18 protein-coding genes and 1 pseudogene are annotated in these 20468 nt (G+C 69.6%); 15 read left to right on the forward strand and 4 right to left on the reverse strand.

Going from position 1 to position 20468, the window contains the following annotated elements:
* The first annotated feature begins 43 nt into the window (after positions 1-43).
* From MKP15_RS10705 to ggt, 3 genes are all read left to right on the forward strand, one after another.
* Positions 44-535, forward strand: coding sequence for a hypothetical protein (locus MKP15_RS10705; protein ID WP_104938689.1), 492 nt, complete (start codon positions 44-46; stop codon positions 533-535).
* Between the two features lie 126 nt (positions 536-661).
* Complete coding sequence (locus tag MKP15_RS10710; protein WP_104938690.1) at positions 662-946, forward strand: YfhL family 4Fe-4S dicluster ferredoxin; 285 nt, start codon at positions 662-664, stop codon at positions 944-946.
* Positions 943-2688, forward strand: coding sequence for a gamma-glutamyltransferase (ggt, locus tag MKP15_RS10715; protein ID WP_240212691.1), 1746 nt, complete (start codon positions 943-945; stop codon positions 2686-2688). The genes MKP15_RS10710 and ggt overlap by 4 nt, the downstream gene beginning before the upstream one ends.
* 75 nt (positions 2689-2763) lie before the next feature.
* Here ggt and MKP15_RS10720 read toward each other — a convergent pair whose 3' ends face one another.
* Entirely contained in the window at positions 2764-4239 is a 1476-nt protein-coding gene (locus MKP15_RS10720; protein ID WP_240212692.1) for a PLP-dependent aminotransferase family protein, read from the reverse strand.
* Positions 4240-4346: 107 nt separating this feature from the next.
* On the opposite strand from MKP15_RS10720, the gene MKP15_RS10725 reads away from it, so the two are divergent.
* The 5 genes from MKP15_RS10725 (at position 4347) to MKP15_RS10745 (ending at position 9696) form a co-directional block, all read left to right on the forward strand.
* Positions 4347-5576, forward strand: a complete 1230-nt coding sequence (locus MKP15_RS10725) for a benzoate/H(+) symporter BenE family transporter (protein WP_240212693.1) — start codon at positions 4347-4349, stop codon at positions 5574-5576.
* Positions 5573-6364, forward strand: a complete 792-nt coding sequence (locus tag MKP15_RS10730) for a YggS family pyridoxal phosphate-dependent enzyme (protein ID WP_240212694.1) — start codon at positions 5573-5575, stop codon at positions 6362-6364. The genes MKP15_RS10725 and MKP15_RS10730 overlap by 4 nt, the downstream gene beginning before the upstream one ends.
* A 68-nt stretch (positions 6365-6432) precedes the next feature.
* Complete coding sequence (gene glyA / locus MKP15_RS10735) at positions 6433-7698, forward strand: serine hydroxymethyltransferase (protein ID WP_240212695.1); 1266 nt, start codon at positions 6433-6435, stop codon at positions 7696-7698.
* Positions 7699-7794: 96 nt separating this feature from the next.
* Complete coding sequence (locus tag MKP15_RS10740) at positions 7795-8685, forward strand: MBL fold metallo-hydrolase (protein WP_240212696.1); 891 nt, start codon at positions 7795-7797, stop codon at positions 8683-8685.
* Between the two features lie 165 nt (positions 8686-8850).
* Positions 8851-9696, forward strand: a complete 846-nt coding sequence (locus MKP15_RS10745) for a lysophospholipase (RefSeq protein ID WP_240212697.1) — start codon at positions 8851-8853, stop codon at positions 9694-9696.
* Positions 9697-9755: 59 nt separating this feature from the next.
* Here the strand turns inward: MKP15_RS10745 and MKP15_RS10750 are convergent, their stop codons facing one another.
* Entirely contained in the window at positions 9756-10058 is a 303-nt protein-coding gene (locus MKP15_RS10750) for a PsiF family protein (RefSeq protein WP_240212698.1), read from the reverse strand.
* Between the two features lie 81 nt (positions 10059-10139).
* Entirely contained in the window at positions 10140-10772 is a 633-nt protein-coding gene (gene upp / locus MKP15_RS10755) for a uracil phosphoribosyltransferase (protein WP_240212699.1), read from the reverse strand.
* Between the two features lie 150 nt (positions 10773-10922).
* Between upp and MKP15_RS10760 the strand changes: the two genes are divergently transcribed.
* The 5 genes from MKP15_RS10760 to MKP15_RS10780 all read left to right on the forward strand — a co-directional run bounded on the left by MKP15_RS10760 (position 10923) and on the right by MKP15_RS10780 (position 17497).
* Positions 10923-13484, forward strand: a complete 2562-nt coding sequence (locus MKP15_RS10760) for a TonB-dependent receptor (protein ID WP_240212700.1) — start codon at positions 10923-10925, stop codon at positions 13482-13484.
* Positions 13484-14599: a phytase gene (locus MKP15_RS10765; protein WP_240212701.1), complete on the forward strand. Its 1116-nt coding sequence runs from the start codon at positions 13484-13486 to the stop codon at positions 14597-14599. Before MKP15_RS10760 ends, MKP15_RS10765 begins: the two co-directional genes overlap by 1 nt.
* Before the next feature lie 14 nt (positions 14600-14613).
* Positions 14614-15963: a metallophosphoesterase family protein gene (locus MKP15_RS10770; protein ID WP_240212801.1), complete on the forward strand. Its 1350-nt coding sequence runs from the start codon at positions 14614-14616 to the stop codon at positions 15961-15963.
* A 10-nt stretch (positions 15964-15973) separates the two neighbouring features.
* A complete protein-coding gene (locus MKP15_RS10775) occupies positions 15974-16588 on the forward strand; it encodes an inorganic diphosphatase (protein ID WP_240212702.1) in 615 nt (204 codons plus the stop codon).
* 447 nt (positions 16589-17035) lie between these two features.
* Positions 17036-17497 (forward strand): hypothetical protein, encoded by a 462-nt coding sequence (locus MKP15_RS10780; protein ID WP_233996336.1) that lies wholly within the window; start codon positions 17036-17038, stop codon positions 17495-17497.
* 166 nt (positions 17498-17663) lie between these two features.
* On the opposite strand, the pseudogene MKP15_RS10785 reads toward MKP15_RS10780, so the two are convergent.
* Positions 17664-18593: pseudogene (locus MKP15_RS10785) on the reverse strand (LysR substrate-binding domain-containing protein); the annotation flags it as partial.
* Between the two features lie 125 nt (positions 18594-18718).
* On the opposite strand from MKP15_RS10785, the gene MKP15_RS10790 reads away from it, so the two are divergent.
* Positions 18719-18946, forward strand: coding sequence for a hypothetical protein (locus MKP15_RS10790; protein ID WP_240212703.1), 228 nt, complete (start codon positions 18719-18721; stop codon positions 18944-18946).
* 213 nt (positions 18947-19159) lie between these two features.
* Positions 19160-20374, forward strand: a complete 1215-nt coding sequence (locus MKP15_RS10795) for an efflux RND transporter periplasmic adaptor subunit (RefSeq protein WP_240212704.1) — start codon at positions 19160-19162, stop codon at positions 20372-20374.
* Positions 20375-20468 lie beyond the last annotated feature (94 nt).

Here is a 20468-nt window from a genome sequence, read left to right on the forward strand (position 1 = left end):
CCATCCCAACAGCCGTAACGAATCCAATAGAGGGAGACGATCCATGAAGAACACGATGCGCGTGATGCTGGCCGCTTCGCTGGTGCTGGGCTTCACCGCCTGCAAGAAGGAAGAGGCCGCACCGGCCGCCGAGGCGCAGCAGGCGCTGGTGGCCCCGGCCAAGGACGACGATGCCGGCTGGCGCAAGTACCTGCAGGCCGTGGCCGTGCAGAACATGGGCAACATCACCAACAACCCGTACCTGTACTACCTGGTGCCGGAGTCCGACCCGGAGTTCGCCGCCAAGTACGAGCGTCAGGTCGAAAGCGCCACCGCCGCCATCGGCCGCGGCGTGTCCCCGGGCAACATGCTGGCCTTCGGTTCGTCGGCCTCGTCGAAGATGGCCGATCTGATCGAGACCGCGTTCAAGGGCGTGCAGGCCGATTCCATGAAGGGCGTGCGCGTGGTGTACATCGGCGATGCCGCCGACAACGCCCGCGTGCAGACCATCGTGCAGCCGACCGGCGCCGATTACATCTTCGTTGAAGCCAAGTGACCCGTGCCCGGCCGGACGTGCCTTGCGCATGTCCGGCCGCTGCCGGCCCGGAAGCGGGCCGCATCGAGCCGGTGGCGCCGCGCGCCGCCGGCCTGCCGCCGGCAGGCGCGGGCATGGAGCCGTTCCATGTCTCTGAAAATCAATGAGCTCTGCGTCAACTGCGACGTCTGCGAGCCAGCCTGCCCGAACAAGGCCATTTCGATGGGCGAGACGATCTACGTGATCGATCCGGCCCGTTGCACCGAATGCGTGGGCCATTTCGATGAGCCGCAATGCGTGGTGGTGTGCCCGGTCGAATGCATCGACCCGGATCCGGACATTCCCGAAACCCACGACCAGCTGCTGGCCAAGCTGCATGCGCTGCAGCGCGACCACCCCGAACTGTACGAACCGGAGACCCCCTCGGCATGAAACGTTTCGCGCGTTCCTTCCTGTTGTTTGCGCTGGTGCTGGCACCGGCGGCGTGGGCGGCACCGACGCCGCCGCAGGCGCTGGCCGCGCACCCCGACGGCGCGGCGATCGCCAGCGGCCACGAACTGGCGACCAAGGCCGGCATGGAGATCCTGGCCAAGGGCGGCAATGCGTTCGACGCCGCGGTGGCGGTGTCATCCACGCTGGCGGTGGTCGAGCCGATCAGTTCCGGCCTGGGCGGCGGTGGCTTGTTCATGCTGCACGACGCGCGCACCGGCAAGGACGTGATGCTCGACGCGCGCGAGACCTCGCCGGCGTCGGCCACGCCGGAGCGCTTCCTGGACGCCAACGGCGAGCTGGACCGCGACCGTTCGGTCAACGGCCCGTGGTCGGCCGGCATCCCCGGGTTGCCGGCGCTGCTGGTGCAGGTCGCGCGCGAACACGGCCGGCTGCCGCTGTCCGAATCGCTGGCGCCGGCGATCCGCGTGGCCAGCGAAGGCTTCCCGGTGTACGCGCGCATGGCGCGTGGCTATGCCGCGCGGCGCGAGGTGATGGAGCGCTATCCCGGCACCCGTGAGGTGTACCTGCGCAACGGTCGTCCCATCGCCGAGGGCGACATCTTCAAGCAGCCGGAACTGGCGCATACCCTGCGGCTGCTGGCCGCCAGGGGCTTCGATGGCTTCTACCGCGGCGAGACCGCGAACAAGCTGCTGGCCGGGGTGAAGAAGGCCGGTGGCCAATGGACCGCCGCCGAGCTGGCCGGCTACACGGTCAAGGCGCGCGAGCCGATCGTGTTCGACTACCGCGGCTGGAAGATCACCACCGCACCGCCGCCGTCCTCCGGCGGCATCGCGCTGGCGTCGATGCTGCAGATCCTGGAAGGCTGGGACCTGGCCGCCCTGGACGAGGCGCACCGCACCCACCTGGTGGTCGAGGCCATGCGCCGTGCCTACCGCGACCGCACCTTCTTCCTCGGCGACCCGGATTTCGTGCAGATCCCGCAGAAGGTGCTCACCAGCCGCGACTACGCCCAGGGCCTGCGCGCCACCATCCACCCGGACAAGGCCACCCCGAGCGACCTGCTGTCGGGCAACCCGACCCCGCTGGAGGATGACGAGACCACCCATTTCTCGATCATCGACGGCGAAGGCAACCGCGTCGGCGGCACCCAGACGGTCAACCTGCTGTACGGCTCGGGCTTCATCCCGGCCGGCACCGGCGTGCTGCTCAACAACGAGATGGACGATTTCGCGCTCAAGCCGGGTACGCCCAACGCGTTCGGCGTGATGGGCTACGAGGCCAACGCGCCGAAACCGGGCAAGCGCATGCTCAGTTCGATGACGCCGACCTTCATGGAGAACGGCGAGAAAGTGATCGTGATCGGCACCCCGGGCGGCAGCCGCATCATCACCATGGTGCTGCTGGGCATCCTCGGCTACGACGCCGGGCTGGACGCGCAGCAGGTCGCCGCGCTGCCGCGCTACCACCACCAGTGGCTGCCGGACGAGATCTCGGCCGAGAGCGGCGCGTTCACCCCGGACGTGGCGCGGCAGCTGCAGGCCATGGGCCACAAGGTCGACCTGCCCGGCGACAACGCCGACGGCGGGCGTGGTTCCAGCCACGTGTGGGGCAACCTGCAGACGGTGGAATGGAACCGCCGCAGCAACACCCTCAGCGGTGGCAGCGACCCGCGCAACCCGGTCGGCAGCGCCGAGGTGCGCAGGATGGGCAAGGGCGACTGAGCCGCCCACGCATCCGGATGCCACACCGAACCCCGCCGCATGGCGGGGTTCCGCGTTTTCGGGGCCGCCGCGCGCTCAGCGCTCGAGGTTGCGCAGCACGCTGGCCAGCCCGCGTACCGCCGCTTCCAGTTCGTCCGGCGCATGCGCGGCGAAACCCATCAGGAAGCCGGCCTGGTCCGCTTCCCCTGCGTAAAGCCCGCCCAGCCCCAGCAGGTCGATACCCGCACGCCGTGCGGCGTCCACGGCGCGGGCCTCGGCGATGTCGCGGGTGAGCAGGCAGGGCATCTGCATGCCGCCGGCCGGCACCCGTGGCTGCAGGTAACCGCCCAGATGGCGCCGTACCAGCCGCGCCAGCAGGTCGCGCCGCTCGCCGTAGAGCTGGCGCATGGCGCGCACGTGGGCGCCGAAATGGCCGCCTTCGATGAAGCGCGCCAGGGTCAGCTGCGGAACCGGTGCGCTGTGCCCGTCCAGCAGCGTGCGCGCCACGGTCATCGGTTCCACCAGCGCCGGCGGCAGCAGCATGTAGCCGATGCGCAGGCCCGGGAACAGCGACTTGGTGAAGGTGCCGATGTAGATCGTGCGCTCGTGCGGGTCCAGTCCCTGCACGCAGGCGGTGGGTTTGCCGGCGTAGTGGAACTCGCTGTCGTAGTCGTCCTCGATGATCCAGGCGCCGTGCCGCCGCGCCCACTCGATCACGGCCAGGCGCCGGTCCAGCGCCAGCGTGGCGCCGGTCGGGAACTGGTGCGAGGGGGTCAGGAACACCGCCCGCGCCGGCGCCGCGTCGTGCAGCCGTTCCACGCGCATGCCGTGGGCGTCCACCGGCACCGGCACGCAGTCCAGGCCGGCGGCCTCGAACGCGCGCCGCGCGCCATGGTAGGCCGGGTCCTCGATGAAGATACGGTCGCCGGCGTCGAGCAGCACGCTGGCGCACAGCGCCAGCGCCTGTTGCGAGCTGGTCAGCACCAGCACGCGCCCGGGCGTGGCGCGGGCGCCGCGTTCGAGGTTGACGTAGTCGGCGATGGCCTGGCGCAACGCTTCCATGCCCTGCGGCGGACTGTGCAGCAGGGCGGCGCTGCCGTGTTGCCTGAGCACCTGCCGTTGCAGCCGCTCCCAGGTCTGCAGCGGGAAATGGCGGGTCTCGGGCAGGCCGGGCGCGAACGCGCGCGGGGCAAGGAAATCGCGCACCCCGCCGTCGCGGAACAACGCCGCGCCACGCCGGCTCAGCGCGGCGGCCAGCGGTGCCGGGCCGGCCCGGCGCGCCGCGCTGCGCCGCCGCCGCACGCGCTCTGACACGAAGCTGCCGCTGCCCACGCGGCGTTCGATGAAGCCCTCGGCATGCAACTGGCCATAGGCGGCCTCCACCGTGTCGCGGGAAACCCCGAGCGAGTGGGCCAGCGCGCGCGACGCCGGCAATGGCCGGCCCACGTCGATCGCGCCCTCGAGGATCAGCTGGCGCAGGGCGCGCTGGATGCGTGCGTGCAGGGGCAGGCCGGCGTGCGCCGGGTCGACCAGCCAGGCCTTTACCGATTCGAGCTGGGCATGGCGGAACAATTGGCCGGTATCCGATGTGGAAAGTGGATGGGTAAATCAGTCCATTGCGCGGCTATAAAACAGCCCCGGGGTCGCCCCCGTCAACTGCCTGGAGCCCGCATCCGCCCATGCCATCGGTCCCTGTTCCCGCGCTGCGCCTGCGCGACCTGCCGCACCCGGTCCTGGCCGGGTTGGTATCGGTCATCGTCAATTACGGCGGCACCTTCATCCTGGTGTTCCAGGCGGCCAAGGTGGCCGGCCTCGGGCCGCAGCTGACCGCCTCATGGGTCTGGTCGGTGTCCATCGGCGTGGGCCTGACCGGGCTGCTGCTGAGCTGGCGCTACCGTGCGCCGGTCATCACCGCGTGGTCGACGCCGGCCGCCGCGTTCCTGGTCACCGCGCTGGCGACCACGCCGTGGGCCGAAGCGGTCGGGGCGTTCGTGCTGTCGGCCGCGGGTTTCGTCGTGCTCGGCCTGTCCGGGCGGTTCGAACGGGTGATCCGGCGGGTGCCGCCGGGCGTGGCCGCCGGCCTGCTGGCGGGCATCCTGCTGCAGTTCGGGATCACGGCGTTCGCGGGGCTGGACGTCGACCCGCTGTTGGCCGGGGCGCTGATCCTGGCCTACGGGGTGCTCCGGCGGGTGAGCGCGCGCTATGCGGTGGTCGGCATCCTGCTGGCGGGGCTGGGCCTGCTGCTGGTGCAGGGGCGCCTCGACCTGCACGGGCTGGAGCTGCGCCTGGCCACGCCGGTGTTCACGATGCCGGTGTTCACTCTCAATGCCCTGCTGGGCGTGGCGCTGCCGCTGTTCCTGATCACACTGACCGGGCAGTACATGCCGGGCATGCTGGTGCTGCGCAACGACGGCTTCCGCACACCCGCCGATCCCATCGTCACCGCGACCGGGCTCGGCTCGCTGCTGATGGCGCCGTTCGGTTCCCATGCCTTCAACATCGCCGCGATCACGGCGGCGATCTGCACCGGACCCGAGGCGCACGAGGATCCGTCCCGGCGCTGGATCGCCGGCATCGCCGCCGGTGTGTTCTACATCCTCGTCGGTGTGTTCGGGGTAACCCTGGCGGCGGTGTTCCTGGCGCTGCCGGCGACCTTCATCACCACGCTGGCGGGGCTGGCCCTGCTGGGCACCCTGGGCGGCAGCCTGGCCACGGCGGTAGCCGATGCGCGCACCCGCGAGGCGGCGCTGATCACCTTCCTGGCGGCGGCCGCCAACATCACGCTGTTCGGTATCGGCGGCGCATTCTGGGGGCTGGTGATCGGCTTGCTGGCGCACCTGCTGCTCAACGGCCGGCTGCCGGACGGGCGCCCGGCATCGGTCACCGACGCCGGAGCAACCCGTCCATGAACCCGGCCACCCCGACTTCGCACGACCGCCATGGCCGCTACCCGCAGGCGCTCACGTTCGATGATGTCCGCCGCAACCTGGCCGCGGTGCAGGCGCGCATCGCCGCCGCCTGCCAGCGTGCCGGCCGCGACCCGGCCGGCGTGCGCCTGCTGCCGGTGAGCAAGACCAAGCCAGAGGCGAGCCTGCGCCTGGCCTACGCCGCGGGCTGCCGCCTGCTGGGCGAGAACAAGGTGCAGGAGGCACACCACAAATGGGAGGCGATGCAGGACCTGGGCGACCTGCGCTGGTCGGTGATCGGCCATCTGCAGACCAACAAGGCCAAGCTGGTCGCGCGTTTCGCCAGCGAGTTCCAGGCACTGGACAGCCTGCGCCTGGCGCAGACCCTGGACCACCGCCTGCAGCTGGAAGGCCGGCAGCTGGACGTGTTTGTGCAGGTCAACACCTCCGGCGAGGACAGCAAGTACGGGCTGGCGCCGGCCGACGTGGCTGGTTTCATCGCCGCACTGCCGCGCTTCACGCATCTACGCGTGCGCGGGCTGATGACCCTGGCGCTGTTCTCCGAGGACGCGGCGCGGGTGCGCGCCTGCTTCGTGCGCCTGCGCGAACTGCGCGACCGCCTGCGCCCGCAGGCGCCGGACGGCATCGGCCTGGACGAGCTGTCGATGGGCATGTCCGGCGACTTCGAGATCGCCATCGAGGAAGGCGCCACGGTGGTGCGCGTCGGCCAGGCCATCTTCGGCGCGCGCGATACGCCAGACAACCATTACTGGCCGGCCGCCGGCCCGTGAGCCACACGTTTGCCAATCCCCGCCGGGCCTACCGGCCCGGCCCCGATCCACACCCAGGAGTCGCCCCCATGCATGACCCATCGTCGCGCCTTGCCGATTTCGATCCCGAACTGGCCGCGGCCATCCACGCCGAGGAATGCCGGCAGGAGGACCATGTCGAACTGATCGCCTCGGAGAACTACGCCAGCCCGCGGGTGCGCGCGGTGCAGGATTCGGTGTTCACCAACAAGTACGCCGAGGGCTATCCCGGGCGCCGCTACTACAGCGGCTGCGGCAACGTGGATGTGGCCGAGCGCCTGGCGATCGAACGCGCGCGGCAGCTGTTCGGCTGCGACTACGCCAACGTGCAGCCGCATGCCGGGGCGCAGGCCAACGCCGCGGTGTTCCTGGCCCTGGCCAGCCCGGGCGATACGGTGATGGGCATGAACCTGGCGCAGGGCGGGCACCTGACCCATGGCAATCCGTCCAACTTCTCCGGCCGGCATTACCGCATCGTGGCGTACGGGGTGGATCCGCAGACCGGGCTTGTCGACTACGACGCGATGGAGCGCATCGCGCTGGAGACGCGGCCGCGGCTGCTGATCGGTGGCTTCTCGGCCTACTCGCGGCACAAGGACTGGGCGCGCATGCGGGCCATCGCCGACCGCGTCGGCGCGCTGTTCTGGGTGGACATGGCGCACGTGGCCGGGCTGGTCGCGGCGGGCGAGTATCCGGACCCGCTGCCGCATGCGCACGTGGTCACCAGCACCACGCACAAGACCCTGCGCGGCCCGCGCGGCGGCCTGATCCTGGCCCATGGGCAGGGGGCCGATTTCTACCGCAAGCTCGACTCGGCGGTGTTTCCCGGCGTGCAGGGCGGCCCGCTGATGCACGTGATCGCGGCCAAGGCGGTGGCCTTCAAGGAGGCCCTGCGGCCGGAGTTCAGGGCCTACCAGCGGCAGGTACTGGCCAACGCGCGGGCGATGGCGGCGGCGATCCAGCAGCGCGGCTACCGGATTGTGTCCGGTGGTACCGACAACCACCTGATGCTGATCGACCTGCGCGACCGCCGCTATACCGGCAAGGACGCCGACGCGGCACTGGACGCGGCCGGCATCACCACCAACAAGAACACGGTGCCGGGCGATCCGCGCCCGCCGTCGGTCACGTCGGGCCTGCGCATCGGCACCCCGGCGCTGACCACGCGCGGCTTCGGCGTGGCCGAATGCACGCAGCTGGCCGGCTGGCTGTGCGACGTGCTCGACGCGCTGGGCGAGGGCACGCAGGCCCAGGTCGGCGCACGCGTCCGCGAGCAGGTGGTGGCCTTGTGCCGGGCGCACCCGGTGTATCGCTGAGCCGCCCCCGGGGCCCCGGGAAGCGGCCCCCGCGGGCGGCGCGCGGGCGCGCCCCGCCTTGCGAATATTTAACGCGGCGGCGGTAGAATTTTTCATATGAAACTATGGTCGATCCGTGGCAACAGCCAGAAACTGGACGGTGGCGCGATGTTCGGCAACGCGCCCAAGGCCGTGTGGGAAAAATGGTCGCCGGCCGATGACCTGAACCGCATCGAGCTGGCCTGCCGCGCGTTGCTGGCCAGCCCGCTGGGTGGCAAGACGGTGCTGTTCGAAACCGGCATCGGTGCGTTCTTCGAGCCGAAGCTGCGCGAACGCTATGGCGTGCAGGAACCGCGGCATGTCCTGATCGACTCGCTGCGCGAGGCCGGCTTCGAGCACGAGGACATCGACGTGGTGGTGCTCAGCCACCTGCATTTCGACCATGCCGGCGGCCTGCTGGCGCCCTGGTCGGAAGGCCGCGGGCCGGAACTGCTGTTCCCCAACGCGACCTTCGTGGTCGGTGCCACCCACTGGGAGCGGGCGCGGCACCCGCATCCGCGCGACCGTGCCAGTTTCATCCCGGAACTGCCGGGGCTGCTGGAAGCCAGCGGACGCCTGGAGATCGTCTCCGGCGCGCATTCGCAGGCGCTGGGCGAGTCGGTGCGTTTCAGCTTCAGTGACGGGCATACGCCGGGGTTGATGCTGGCCGAAATCGTCGGCCCCGAGCGCATCGACGGCCAGCCGCATGGCGGCCTGGTGTTCTGCGCCGACCTGATCCCCGGCCGTTCCTGGGTGCACGTGCCGATCACCATGGGCTACGACCGCAACGCGGAACTGCTGATCGACGAGAAGCGCGCCTTCCTCGAGGACAAGCTGGCACGCAACGTGCACCTGTTCTTCACCCACGACCCGCAGTGCGCGATGGCCCGGGTGACCCGCGACGACAAGGGCCGCTTCGGCGTCGCCCACGAGGTCGCCGAACTGCGCGCTCGCTCGCTGGTGGCGTGAGAAAGTGACTTCCGGCACCGCGCACGGGTGACCGGCGGCTCCTGCCGCCGGTAGCTGGCTTGCGCACACTGGTCTGCGTCTTCCAACGCGGGATCCATCATGAAGAATGAAACAGCGGGACATCCGGCTTGCACCGTGCGGCCGGACGGCGGCCGGCGCAGGCGGGTGCGCGCCCTGAACACCCGCCATGTCTTTGGTGGCCTGCTCGCGCTGGTGCTGGCCATGCTGGCCGTGGCCCAGCACGCCGTCGCCGCGCCCACTGCCACGCGACCCCTGCAGGTGTCGCCCGGGCGGGCCACCACGCTGGCGATCTGGGAGCCGGCGCAGGTGCGCGGGGTGGTGGTGTTCTCCAGCGGGCATGGTGCCTGGCCGGAACGCTACGAGCGCCTGTTGCAGGCCTGGGCCGATGCCGGTTTCGTGGTGCTGGCGCCGCTGCACGTGGACTCGCTCAAGTACCCGGGGCGCGAAGCGTTCTCGCTGCAGCAGGGGTTCGGCGAGCGCCTGGCCGACATGCGCGCGACCAGCGCCTACGCCCATGCGCATTGGCCGGATGTGCCGGTGGCCGCGGCCGGGCACAGCCTGGGCACGCTGATCTCGGCGGTATTGGGCGGCGCTCTGGCCGGACTCGGGCCGCTGCGCGATCCCACGGTGGTGGCGGTGCTGGGCTATTCCTCGCCGGGCCGCATCGCGGGGCTGATCGGGCCCGATTCCTATGCATCGCTGGCGGTGCCGCTGCTGCTGGTGACCGGCGACGAGGACCGCGTGCCGGGCTTCGTCAGCGACCCGGCCGACCACCTGTACCCGGTGCAGACCGCGCCGGCCGGCGACAGGCAGGCGGTGGTACTGGCCGGCGGCGGGCACAACCTCATCGGCGGCGAGCCGGAAGCGCTGTTCGAGCGCGCCCTGCAGCTGGGCACCGCATTCCTGCAGGCCGAGCTGCTGGACGACCCGCGGGCGCGGCAACTGCTCGAGGCGCCGGCCGCGGCGGGCGAACAGCGGGTACGTCGCTGACGCGCGCCGCTGCCGGGGCGTCGACGACGGGCGACGATCCGCCGACCCCCCATCCGTCGTCAGTGGCTGCGCAGGCAGTCGCTCATGAAGGTCTTGCGGGCATCCCCGCTCAGGTGTTTGGCCGAGGCATCGGCATTGCACCGGGTCATGCGCTGCTGCGGGGTCACCGCCGCCGTGGCGGCGGCGGGATGGCCGCTGAGGCAGGTGCGCTGGGCATCCTTGTAGGCATCGCCCTTGAGGCCCTTGTTCTTGGCCGAGCATTCGGCCATGCGCTGTTGTTGCGGGGTGGGCGTGCCGGCGCCGGCCACGAACGGCACGGCAGTGGCCAACAGCAGGCAGGCAAGCAGGGCGGGACGGTACATGGCGCGGCTCCGGGGTGGGTGACGGGCGCAAGCATCCGCCCGCCGGGGAGCAAGCCGTCGTGAAGCCGCGATGTAGTTTTTTTAATGCACCCGGGTGCCGAAAATGCGGTCGCCCGCATCGCCCAGGCCGGGCAGGATGTAGCCCTTGTCGTTGAGCCGCTCGTCGATGGCCGCGGTGTAGATCTCCACGTCCGGGTGGGCCGCTTCGACCGCGCGCAGGCCTTCGGGCGCGGCCACCAGGAAAATACCCTTGATGCGGCGGGCGCCGGCGCGCTTGAGCATGTCGATGGTGGCGATGAGGGTGCCGCCGGTGGCCAGCATCGGGTCCAGGATCAGCGCGTCGCGTTCCTCCAGGCGCCCGGTGAGGCGCTCGAAGTAGGGCACCGGCTGCAGGGTTTCCTCGTCGCGCTGCAGGCCGACCACGCTGACGCGCGCGGCCGGGATCAGCGACAGCACGCCGTTGAGCATGCCCAGCCCGGCGCGCAGGATCGGCACCAGGGTGATCTTGGCGCCGGCGATGCGCTGCACCGTGACCGGGCCGGCCCAGCCCTGCATGGTGCAGGGTTCGGTTTCCAGGTCGGCGGTGGCCTCGTAGGCGAGCAGGCTGCCCAGCTCGTCGGTCAGCTCGCGGAACTCCTTGGTGCTGAGCGAGGCCTGGCGCATCAGGCCGATCTTGTGCTGGACCAGCGGGTGGCGTACTTCGACGATCTTCATGGTCGGACGTGCAAAGAGGGGAGGCCCGCATTCTGCCGGATCGCCGGGCCGAACCCCAAGCCGGGCCGGGGAAACCGCACGCGTGTCACGGCCATGCAACCTTACGGACATACCGTGCAGACCCATTCTTAACAGGAATGGGGCTTACCAGTGCATATCAAGACTCCGTTGGCCGTTGCCATCACCCTGACCCTGGCGATGGGCGCGACGGCACCCCGGCAGGCGGCCGCACAGCCGGCGCTCACCGCTGCCGGCACCGCGACGGCCGACGCGATCGACCTGGACCGCGTCGAAGTGCGCGCCCAGCTCGAATCGCAGGTCCGCGCGGTCGATCTCAAGCGCAGCAGCGATGCCATCGAGGACGCGGTGTCCTCCGATGCCCTGGGCCAGTACCCGGACAAGAACGTGGCCGAATCGCTGCAGCGCCTGCCCGGCGTCAGCGTGACCCGCGACCAGGGCGAGGGCCGGTTCGTGGTCATTCGTGGCCTGGATGCCAACCTCAACAGCGTCAGCGTGGATGGCATCGCCGTGGGTACCCCGGAAGATTCCAGCCGCGCGGCGCCGCTGGACGTGATTCCCTCCGACTCCACCGAGCGCCTGCGCGTGGTCAAGTCGCCGACCCCGGACATGCCCGGTGATGCCATCGGCGGTGCCGTGCTGGTGGAATCGGCCTCGGCCTTCGACCGCGAGGGCCGCAGCCTGCGCGGCAAGATCGAGGGCAGCCACCAGCAGCTGTCCGGCCAGACCAGTCCCAAGGCCGCCTTCAACTACAGCGAGGTGTTCAACGATACCTTCGGCGTAGCGCTGGGCGTGAATTACCAGAAGCGGAAGTTCGAGTCGGACAACACCGAAGTGGAGTACGATGGCGAGGACGATGCCGCCCCCGGTGACGTGACTGCGATCAACCTGCAGCACCGCAAGTACGAGATCGAGCGCAAGCGCATCGGTGCCAACCTCAACCTCGACTGGCGCCCGGACGAGGACAACAGGTACTACCTGCGCACGCTGTACAGCCAGTTCGACGATGCCGAGACCCGGCAGCGCGTGATCTTCAACTTCGACGACGCGGACATGGTCAGCACCGGTACCGACCAGTACCGCCTGGACGACATGCCGGGCGATGCCATCGACAAGCGCATGCGCTACCGCACCAAGAAGGAAAACACCTTCGCGGCCAGCCTGGGAGGCGAGAACCGGCTGACCAACGCGGTGGTCGACTACAGGGTCGGCTATACCCGCACCGAAGAGCGGGTGAACGATGAAATGGAGGCGCGTTTCAAGCTGGATGGCGCCGATTTCAACGGCACGCTGGACCAGCGCGGCCGCCTGCCGGCCTACAGCTTCGACAACCCGCAGTGGCTGGACAACGGCAACTACGCCTTCGATCGTTTCGTGATCTCGCCCAAGCAGGTCAACGACAAGGAGCACAGCGCACAGGTCAACGTGCGCTTCGATGGCGATGGCAGCAGCATCAAGTTTGGCCTGCTGGGCCGCTGGCGCGACCGCGACGTGAATGTCGATGAGCGCGAGCTGCGCGTCGGCCCAAAGGTGGCGCTGTCGGACTGGACCACCGGCTCGCCCGACCACCGCCACGGCAACATGGGCGATGGCATGGATTCGGATGCGATGCGCGACTACTGGGCGGCCAACGGTGGCCAGTACGGCGCCCGCCCGCAGGATGTGGGCGACAACGCGATGACCTCGCTGGAAGAGGATTACGTGGCCAGCGAGGACATCTTCGCCAGTTATGCGATGGGTACCTGGGACGTGGGCGCACTGCGCATCATCGGCGGCGTGCGCGTGGAGAACACCCGCTTCAAGGCGGTCGGCAACCAGGTGGACGTGGCTGCGAACGGCCGCAGTTTCACCGTCACCCCGCGCGCGGCCAACAGCAGCTACACCAATGTGCTGCCGGGCCTGCACCTGCGCTATGACGCGGCCGACGACTGGGTGCTGCGCGCCTCGGCCAACAAGACCGTCTCGCGCCCTTCGTTCGGCGACGTCTCGCCGCGCGTGGGTTACAGCCGGGGTGACGAGGAGGTGCGCCTGGGCAATCCGGAACTCGATCCGTACGAGTCCAGGAACATCGACCTGTCGGTGGAAAAGTACATCGGCAGCAGCGGCATCGTTTCGCTGGGCCTGTTCCACAAGTCGATCGATGGCTACATCGTGGAAACCGTGCGTACCAATGATCCGGCCTACGATGGTTTCGACGTGACCCAGCCGATCAATGGCCGCAAGGCCACCGTGCGTGGTGCCGAGTTCAACTGGCAGCAGCAGCTGGCCTTCCTGCCGGACGGCCTGGATGGCCTGCTGGTCGGTGCCAGTGGCACCTGGCTGGACACCAAATTCGATGCCGGCATCAAGGATCGGGAGGGCGAGGACTTCACCCTGCCGCGCGCCTCCAAGCATGTCTACAGCGCGCACATCGGCTATGAAAAATACGGTGTAAGCACGCGCCTGGCGGCGGTGTACCGCAGCCAATACCTGGACAGCATCGGCAAGGGCGGTGCCTTCGATATCTACGTGGCGCCGCATACCCAGCTCGACTTCTCGCTGGACTACCGGTTCAGCCCGCGGGTGAGCATGTATTTCGAAGCGCAGAACCTGCTGGACAAGCCGCTGGAGCTGTACCAGGGCGCGCGTTCGCGCACGCTGCAGATGGAAGAGTACGGCCGCACCTATGCGCTGGGCCTGAAGGTGGCGCTGTGATGGGGCGTAGCGTAACTGTCCTGGCCGCCGCGCTGGCGGCCACGCTGGTCGCCGGCTGTACGCCGGCCACCGGCAACGATCCGGTCGCAGGAGTGTCCGCGCCGGCCGCCAGCGGCGAGCGCGTGGTGACCACCATCGCCGAAGCCTTCCTGTCACCGATGACCCCGGCCGACAACATTGATTCGCCCGCGGCCTGGCGCGCGCCGGACGGCGCGCTGTGGCTGATCGCTACCGCCAAGGCCACCGACAAACTGGTGGTCTACGACGGCAGCACTGGGCAGCATCTGCGTGACGTCGGCAGCAGCGGCACCGCACCGGGGCAGTTCGACCGCCCAAACGGCATCGCGGTGACCGACGACCTGCTGTGGATCGTCGAGCGCGACAACCACCGCGTGCAGGTGCTGGCCCTGCCGGACTTCACGCCGCTGGCGACGTTCGCTGCGGACGACCTGCGCAAGCCGTACGGGCTGTGGGTGGACCGCCGCGCCGATGGCTACAGCGTCTACGTCACCGACTCCTGGGACAACGGCGAGGATGCGCAGGGGCGTGACATCCTGCCGCCGCTGGCTGAGCTGGACAAGCGCGTGCGCCAGTATCAGGTGACCCGCAATGGTGAGAAGGTCGACGCGAAGCTGGTGGCCAGCATCGGCGATACCACCGAGGCGGGAGCGCTGCGCGTGGTCGAGTCGATCTGGGGCGACCCCGGGAACGACCGCCTGCTGATTGCCGAAGAGGACGAGAGCTACGCCAGCGAGTTCAAGGTCTACACCCTGGCCGGACGCTTCACCGGCACCACCTTCGGCCGCGACGTGTTCAAGGCCCAGGCCGAAGGCGTGACCCTGCGCACCTGCGGCAAGGACGGCTGGTGGATCACCACCGAGCAGGGCAAGCAACGCAGCGTGTTCCACCTGTTCGACCGGCACACGCTGAAGCCGGTCGGCGCGTTCCAGGGCAACACCGTGGCCAACACCGATGGCATCTGGATGATGCAGCAGCCCAGCGCGCGCTTCCCGCACGGTGCGTTGTATGCGGTGCATGACGACCAGGGCGTGGTGGCCTTCGACTGGGAGAGCATCGCCAGGCAGCTCGCGCTGCCGCTGGAGTGTGGCGCATGAGTGGGCAGTGTGTGATGCGTACGTTGGCGCTGGGCCTTCTGCTGGCGCTGCCGTCGCTGTCGTTCGCGGCGGCCGAACCGAATACCCAGGTGCCGGAGGGTAGCCGCCACTATGCAGCGACATCGGTGCCGGACCGTATCGTCGCCTCGCCCTCGACGGATCCCAGTCACGGTTTTGCCGTGGCCTGGCGTACCGATGGCAGCGTGCAGGCACCACTGCTGGAGATCGCGCTGGCCGCAGATTCGCCGGCCATCGAGGGCATCCGCCAGGTGCGTGCGACGACGCGCGCACTGCAGACCGAGAACGGGCTGTCGCACCACCATCGTGCCGACATCGGTGGCCTGCAGCCGGACACCCTGTACGTCTACCGCGTGCAGGGCAATGGCAGCTGGAGCGCCTGGAACCAGCTGCGCACGCTGGCCGGCGCCGACCAGCCGCTGACCCTGCTGTACTTCGGTGATACCCAGAACAAGAACGTCAGCCATGTCAGCCGCGTGGTGCGTGCCGCGCAGAAGGCTGCGCCGCAGGCGCGCATGAGCCTGTTCGCCGGTGATCTGGTCAGCGGCGGCGACAACATGGACGACAGCGAATGGGGCGAGTGGTTTGCCGCCACCGGCTGGTTGGCGCAGGAAACGCTGGTGGCCCCGGCGATCGGCAACCATGAGTACTTCGAGGAATTCGAGGACACCCCGCAGGAGCGGCGCGTGCTGGGCCGGCACTGGCCCGTGACCTTCGCGCTGCCGGGCAATGGCGCCACCGCCGCACGGCAGGCCAGCTACTGGTTCGATGCACAGGGCGTGCGCGTGGCCGTGGTCGATGGTACCTCCGCACTCGACCTCGGCACGGCCAAGGCGCAGGCACAGTGGCTGGACAAGGTCCTGACCGGCAACCCGCAGCCATGGACCATCGTGCTGCTGCACCAGCCGTTCTACTCGCCGCGCGAAGGGCGCGAGAACGCCGCGCTGCGTGACCTGCTGCTGCCGGTGGTGCGCCGCCACAACGTCGATCTGGTGCTGCAGGGCCACGATCACACCTACGGCCGTCGTGGCGAAGGGCAGGCTGCGACGCCGCAGTACGTGGTGACCGTGGCCGGGCCGAAGCAGTATCGCCTTTCCGACGAGGCACGGAAGACGATGGATCCGGTAGCCGAGGACACCCAGCTGTTCCAGGTTCTGGACATCGATCCGCAGCACCTGCGCTACGAAGCGCGCACCGTGACCGGTCGTCTGTACGACGCCTTCGAACTGCGCCGCGATGCCAAGGGCGCGAAGCAACGCACGGAGTTGACCCAAGGCCGCATCGCACCGCGCGACTGCCCGCGTGCGCAGACCGCCAAGGGTCGCGCCGACCGCTGCTGGGAATGAGGAGAAGCAGATGACCATGCCCCGACGCGTCCTTCCCCTCGCTGCCATCGGCGCCGCGCTGCTGTTGCTGGCCAGTGCGGTGACGGCCGCCGATACCGTGCTGCATCCGTTCCTGGTCGCCCAGCCGAAGCAGGCCCCGCAGGAGGTGAATCTGGCGGTGGAGATTCCGGCCGGCAGCTTCACCAAGTACGAGATCAAGGAAGACGGCCTGGTCCACGTGGATCGCTTCCAGTCGATGCCGGTGGCCTATCCGGCCAACTACGGCTCGATGCCGCGCACGCTGGCCGGTGACAACGATCCGCTGGATGCGCTGGTGCTGACCCGCGAGCCGCTGCATCCCGGCGTGATCGTGCGCTTCCGGCCGATCGGTTACCTGAAGATGATTGATGGCGGCGAGCACGACGAGAAGATCATCGGCGTGCCAACCGACAAGGTCGACCCGACCTACGCCAGCATCCGCGACCTGGCGGATCTGCCGGAAGTCGAGCGCCAGCGCATCGAGGCGTTCTTCCGGGTTTACAAGGACCTGCCGACCGGTCGCAACCCGGTGCAGCTCAACGGCTGGGGCAACGCCGCCGACGCCCGGGTGCTGATCAGCGAGGCGATGCGGCGTTACGGCAGATAGACCCCGCAGGCGCGGCTGGCCGGCCCGTCCGCCTTGCCGGACACCGCTGGATGCCCGCGAAATGGCGCTTCCAGCGCTCGGATACTTCCAGTAGGTCGATGTCGATGTCGATGTCGACGGCGGGGGCGGCATAGGGATCATGGTTCACGCTGGACTCCGGTTCGGGGGAAAGGGGCGGATGCATCGCCCATACGGGAGCAATCACGGAACCGGCGCCGTTTGCGTCATCTATTTTGCGCTGGCTGCCGGGGGCTTCGCCGGGTTGGCTGGGGCCTGCGCGGGTCGGGAACGGGCGCACGGCCGCGCGGTGAACGGCGTCGGCTTTCCGTGTTCGGGCGGGTGTGGCTGCCGCCCGCGCTGCCTATACTTGGCCCGGCCCGCCCGCACCGCAGTGGCGCGGCGCAACCACCAGGGAGGAACGACATGCGCGCAGGCAGGATCAGGATCGTGACAGGGACAGCGCTGCTGCTGGCGGCCATGGCGGGGAGCGCGCTGGCGCAGCAGCCACCGCTGGAGGAGGAGCAGGTCAATCCGTCCGAGGTCGTGTTCGAGAACGGCCGCCCGTACGTGTACGCCGACGGCGCGATGCAGGCGCTGCGCACGCGCCGGCAGGACGGGGAGACCATTTACTACCGCATGGTCCGCTACGACCCGCAGGAAGGCTATGTGACCGGTGGCGACGGCGCGGCCGTGGCGAGCGCCGCCGCGCAGCCGTTCGCGGCGCCGCAGACGCCGATGCGCTACCACGGCGCCGGCCATCTGTACCGGCCGGATTTCTACAACAGCCCGTACAACCGCGATGCGCGCCAGCGCTACTCTGGCCCCGGTTACTTCGGCAGCTGCAGCCGCTACGACGGCTGCAAGGAAGTGCAGGTGGTGCCGCTGTGGCCCTACGGCCGCGGCAATTGACGCCAATTGGCGCAGGCAACAACGGCGGCCATCGGCCGCCGTTTCCGTTTCCGTCCCGCGACGCGTGCGCGGCTCAGGCGCTGAGCGCCTCCAGCACACGCAGCTCCGGTAGCTCCAGTCCACGCTGGCAGTACGCGGGCTCGCGGTCGACCAGGTGCTTGGCGTTGGGGCACTGCAGCAACATGTAGTTGGCGTCCAGGTTGAGCTTCTCCACCAGGAAATCGACGAAGGCGCGCACCTTGGGCGAGACCATGCCGCCGCCGGCGAACACCGCGCTGAAGTCGTAGTCCGGGCCGGTCCATCCGGCCAGTACCCGGCGCAACATGCCCGACTCGATGAATGGCTTGGCCATCACGTCGCTGCTGAGCATCAGCCCTTCGCCACCGACCAGCATCGAATTCAACGCGGCGGTGTCGTTGGCCACCATCAGAGGATTGACCGGGAACTCGCGCATCTGCCCGCCATCTTCGGCCAACGACCAGGCGAAACGGTTGTTCTGGCCCTGCTGGTGCTTGCGCAGCGCCAGCGTGCGGTGATGCTGCAGTTCGTCCGGATGCCGCGGTTCGCCGTGACGCCGGAGGTAGGCGGGGCTGGCGAATACCTGGGTGCGCAGGCTGCCGAGCTTGCGTGCGATCAGGTTGGAGTCGGGCAGCGGGCCGACGCGCAGCGCCAGGTCGGTCTCGCCGGAGATCAGGTCGAGCATCTCGTTGCCCAGGTGCATGTCCACGCGGATTTCCGGGTACTGCGCCTGGAACTGCCCCAGCAGCGGGGCGATCCAGTTGACCCCGACCGCGTACGGCACGGTGAAGCGCAGCCAGCCGCGCGGCCCGGACTGCAGCTGGCTGACCGCGCTCTGCGCCTGTTCCAGCTCGCGCGCGATGCGCTGGCAGTGTTCGTAGTAGACGCTGCCGGCCTCGGTCAGGCCGAGGCGACGCGTGGTCCGGTGCAGCAGGCGCGCGCCGAGCCGCTCTTCCAGCTCCTGCACCTTGCGGCTGACGGTGGTCTTGGGTTGCCCCAACAGGCGCGCGGCGGCGGTGAAGCTGCCCTGTTCGACCACCTTGACGAAGATCAGGGTGTCGTTGAGATCGTGGGCCATGGGAGAGGTTCCTTCGGCAGCGGGATTGTGCCGGCGACGGGACGATTATTCCCTTCAATCCGTACTAATCAAGTATGAATTAGAGGCGTAACTTGGCGGCCTCCGCCCAGATCGGACCTGCAGCCATGCGCCTGCGCCACCTTCCTGCCTTCCAGCCGACGCGCCGCCTGCCGGCGTTTTCCACGGTCGACCGCCGCGCCTGGCGGGACAACGGCTTGAATCCACAGCACTTCGCTGCGCTGCGCGGGATGCGCGCGCCGGCGTCCTTGGCGCCGTCGCGGACGCTGGGTCGGCGCCTGGCCGAATGCTTCGCGGCGGCGTTTGTCCCGCCAGCGGGAGAAAAATTTCCGTGAGCGGGACAGTGGAAATGCCGCTGACGAGCGCCGGCATGCGCGGCAACCGGCTGCGTGCGCGCAGGCCGCGCGCCACCCCGGGTTTCCCGCGCCGCCATCGGCGGCTGCTGACAGCGGCTGTCAGCAGCGCCTGCGCACACTGTCCCGCGCACCCGGCAACGGCCCCGTTCCCTGCCACCCAGCGGCCCCTCTTCCCCCTCCAGGATGCATGACATGAAAGGTATCTCCAGCCCCTCCCGGACCCCGCGACGCATTGCCCTGGCGGGCATGACGGCGCTGGCCATCGCCGTTCTCGCCGCGTGCAGCGGCGGCCACGCCCAGCAAGCCGGTGCGCCGCCGGCGCCGGAAGTCAGCGCGGCGCCGGTGCTGGTCAGGCAGGTCAGCCAGTGGGACGAATTCAGCGGCCGCGTGGAAGCGGTGCAGAGCGTGGAACTGCGCCCGCGCGTGTCCGGCTACATCGATAGGGTCAACTACACCGAAGGCCAGGAGGTGAAGAAGGGCGACGTGCTGTTCACCATCGACGCGCGCAGCTACCAGGCCGAGTACGACCGCGCCCGCGCCGAGCTCGCCCGCGCCCGCACCCAGGCCGCGTTGGCGCGCAGCGAGTCCGAGCGCGCGCGCCGCCTGGCCGAGCAGCAGGCCATCGCCGCGGAGACCGCTGAGCAGCGCCGTGCCGCCGCCGAGCAGGCCGGCGCCGCGGTGCAGGCGGCGCAGGCCGCGGTGGACGCGGCGCGCCTCGACCTGGAGTTCACCAAGGTGCGCGCGCCGATCGATGGCCGCGCCGGCCGCGCCATGGTCACCGCCGGCAACCTGGTCACCGCCGGCGACAGCGCCAGCGTGCTGACCACCCTGGTGTCGCTGGACACCGTGCACGTGTACTTCGACGCCGACGAGGGCACGTTCCTGCGCTACGCGCGGATGGCGCGCAGTGGCGAGCGTCCGAGCGAGCGCGACCAGGCGCTGCCGGTGAAGGTGGCGCTGAGCGGCGAGGCGGGCTTCCCGCATGCGGGCAAGGTGGATTTCCTCGACAACCAGGTCACCCGCAGTACCGGCACCATCCGCGTGCGCGCGCTGCTGGACAACCGCGACCGCCAGTTCACCCCGGGCCTGTTCGCGCGCGTGCGGCTGCTCGGCAGCGGTGCGTTCGAGGCCATGCTGATCGACGACCGGGCGGTGCTGACCGACCAGGACCGCAAGTACGTGTACGTGGTCGACAAGGAGGGCAAGGCGCAGCGCCGCGATGTCCAGCTGGGGCGCAGCGCGGAGGGCCTGCGCATCGTCGAGGCCGGGCTGGCGCCGGGCGACAAGGTGATCGTCGATGGCGTGCAGAAGGTGTTCATGCCAGGCATGCCGGTGCAGGCCAGGGCAGTGGCGATGCAGCCCACGCCGGCGTCCGGCGTGGGCCATGACGCCACCGCGCTGAACTGACCCCCGTTTCAACCTGACGCCGGCCCGGCGGCCGGCCGCCTGGCCTTCGCCCGCATGGGCGGGGGCAGGCGGGCTGCATGCCGGCGCCCGGCCA

The sequence above is a fragment of the Stenotrophomonas sp. Y6 genome (assembly GCF_022436665.1).
GTDB lineage: Bacteria > Pseudomonadota > Gammaproteobacteria > Xanthomonadales > Xanthomonadaceae > Stenotrophomonas > Stenotrophomonas acidaminiphila_A.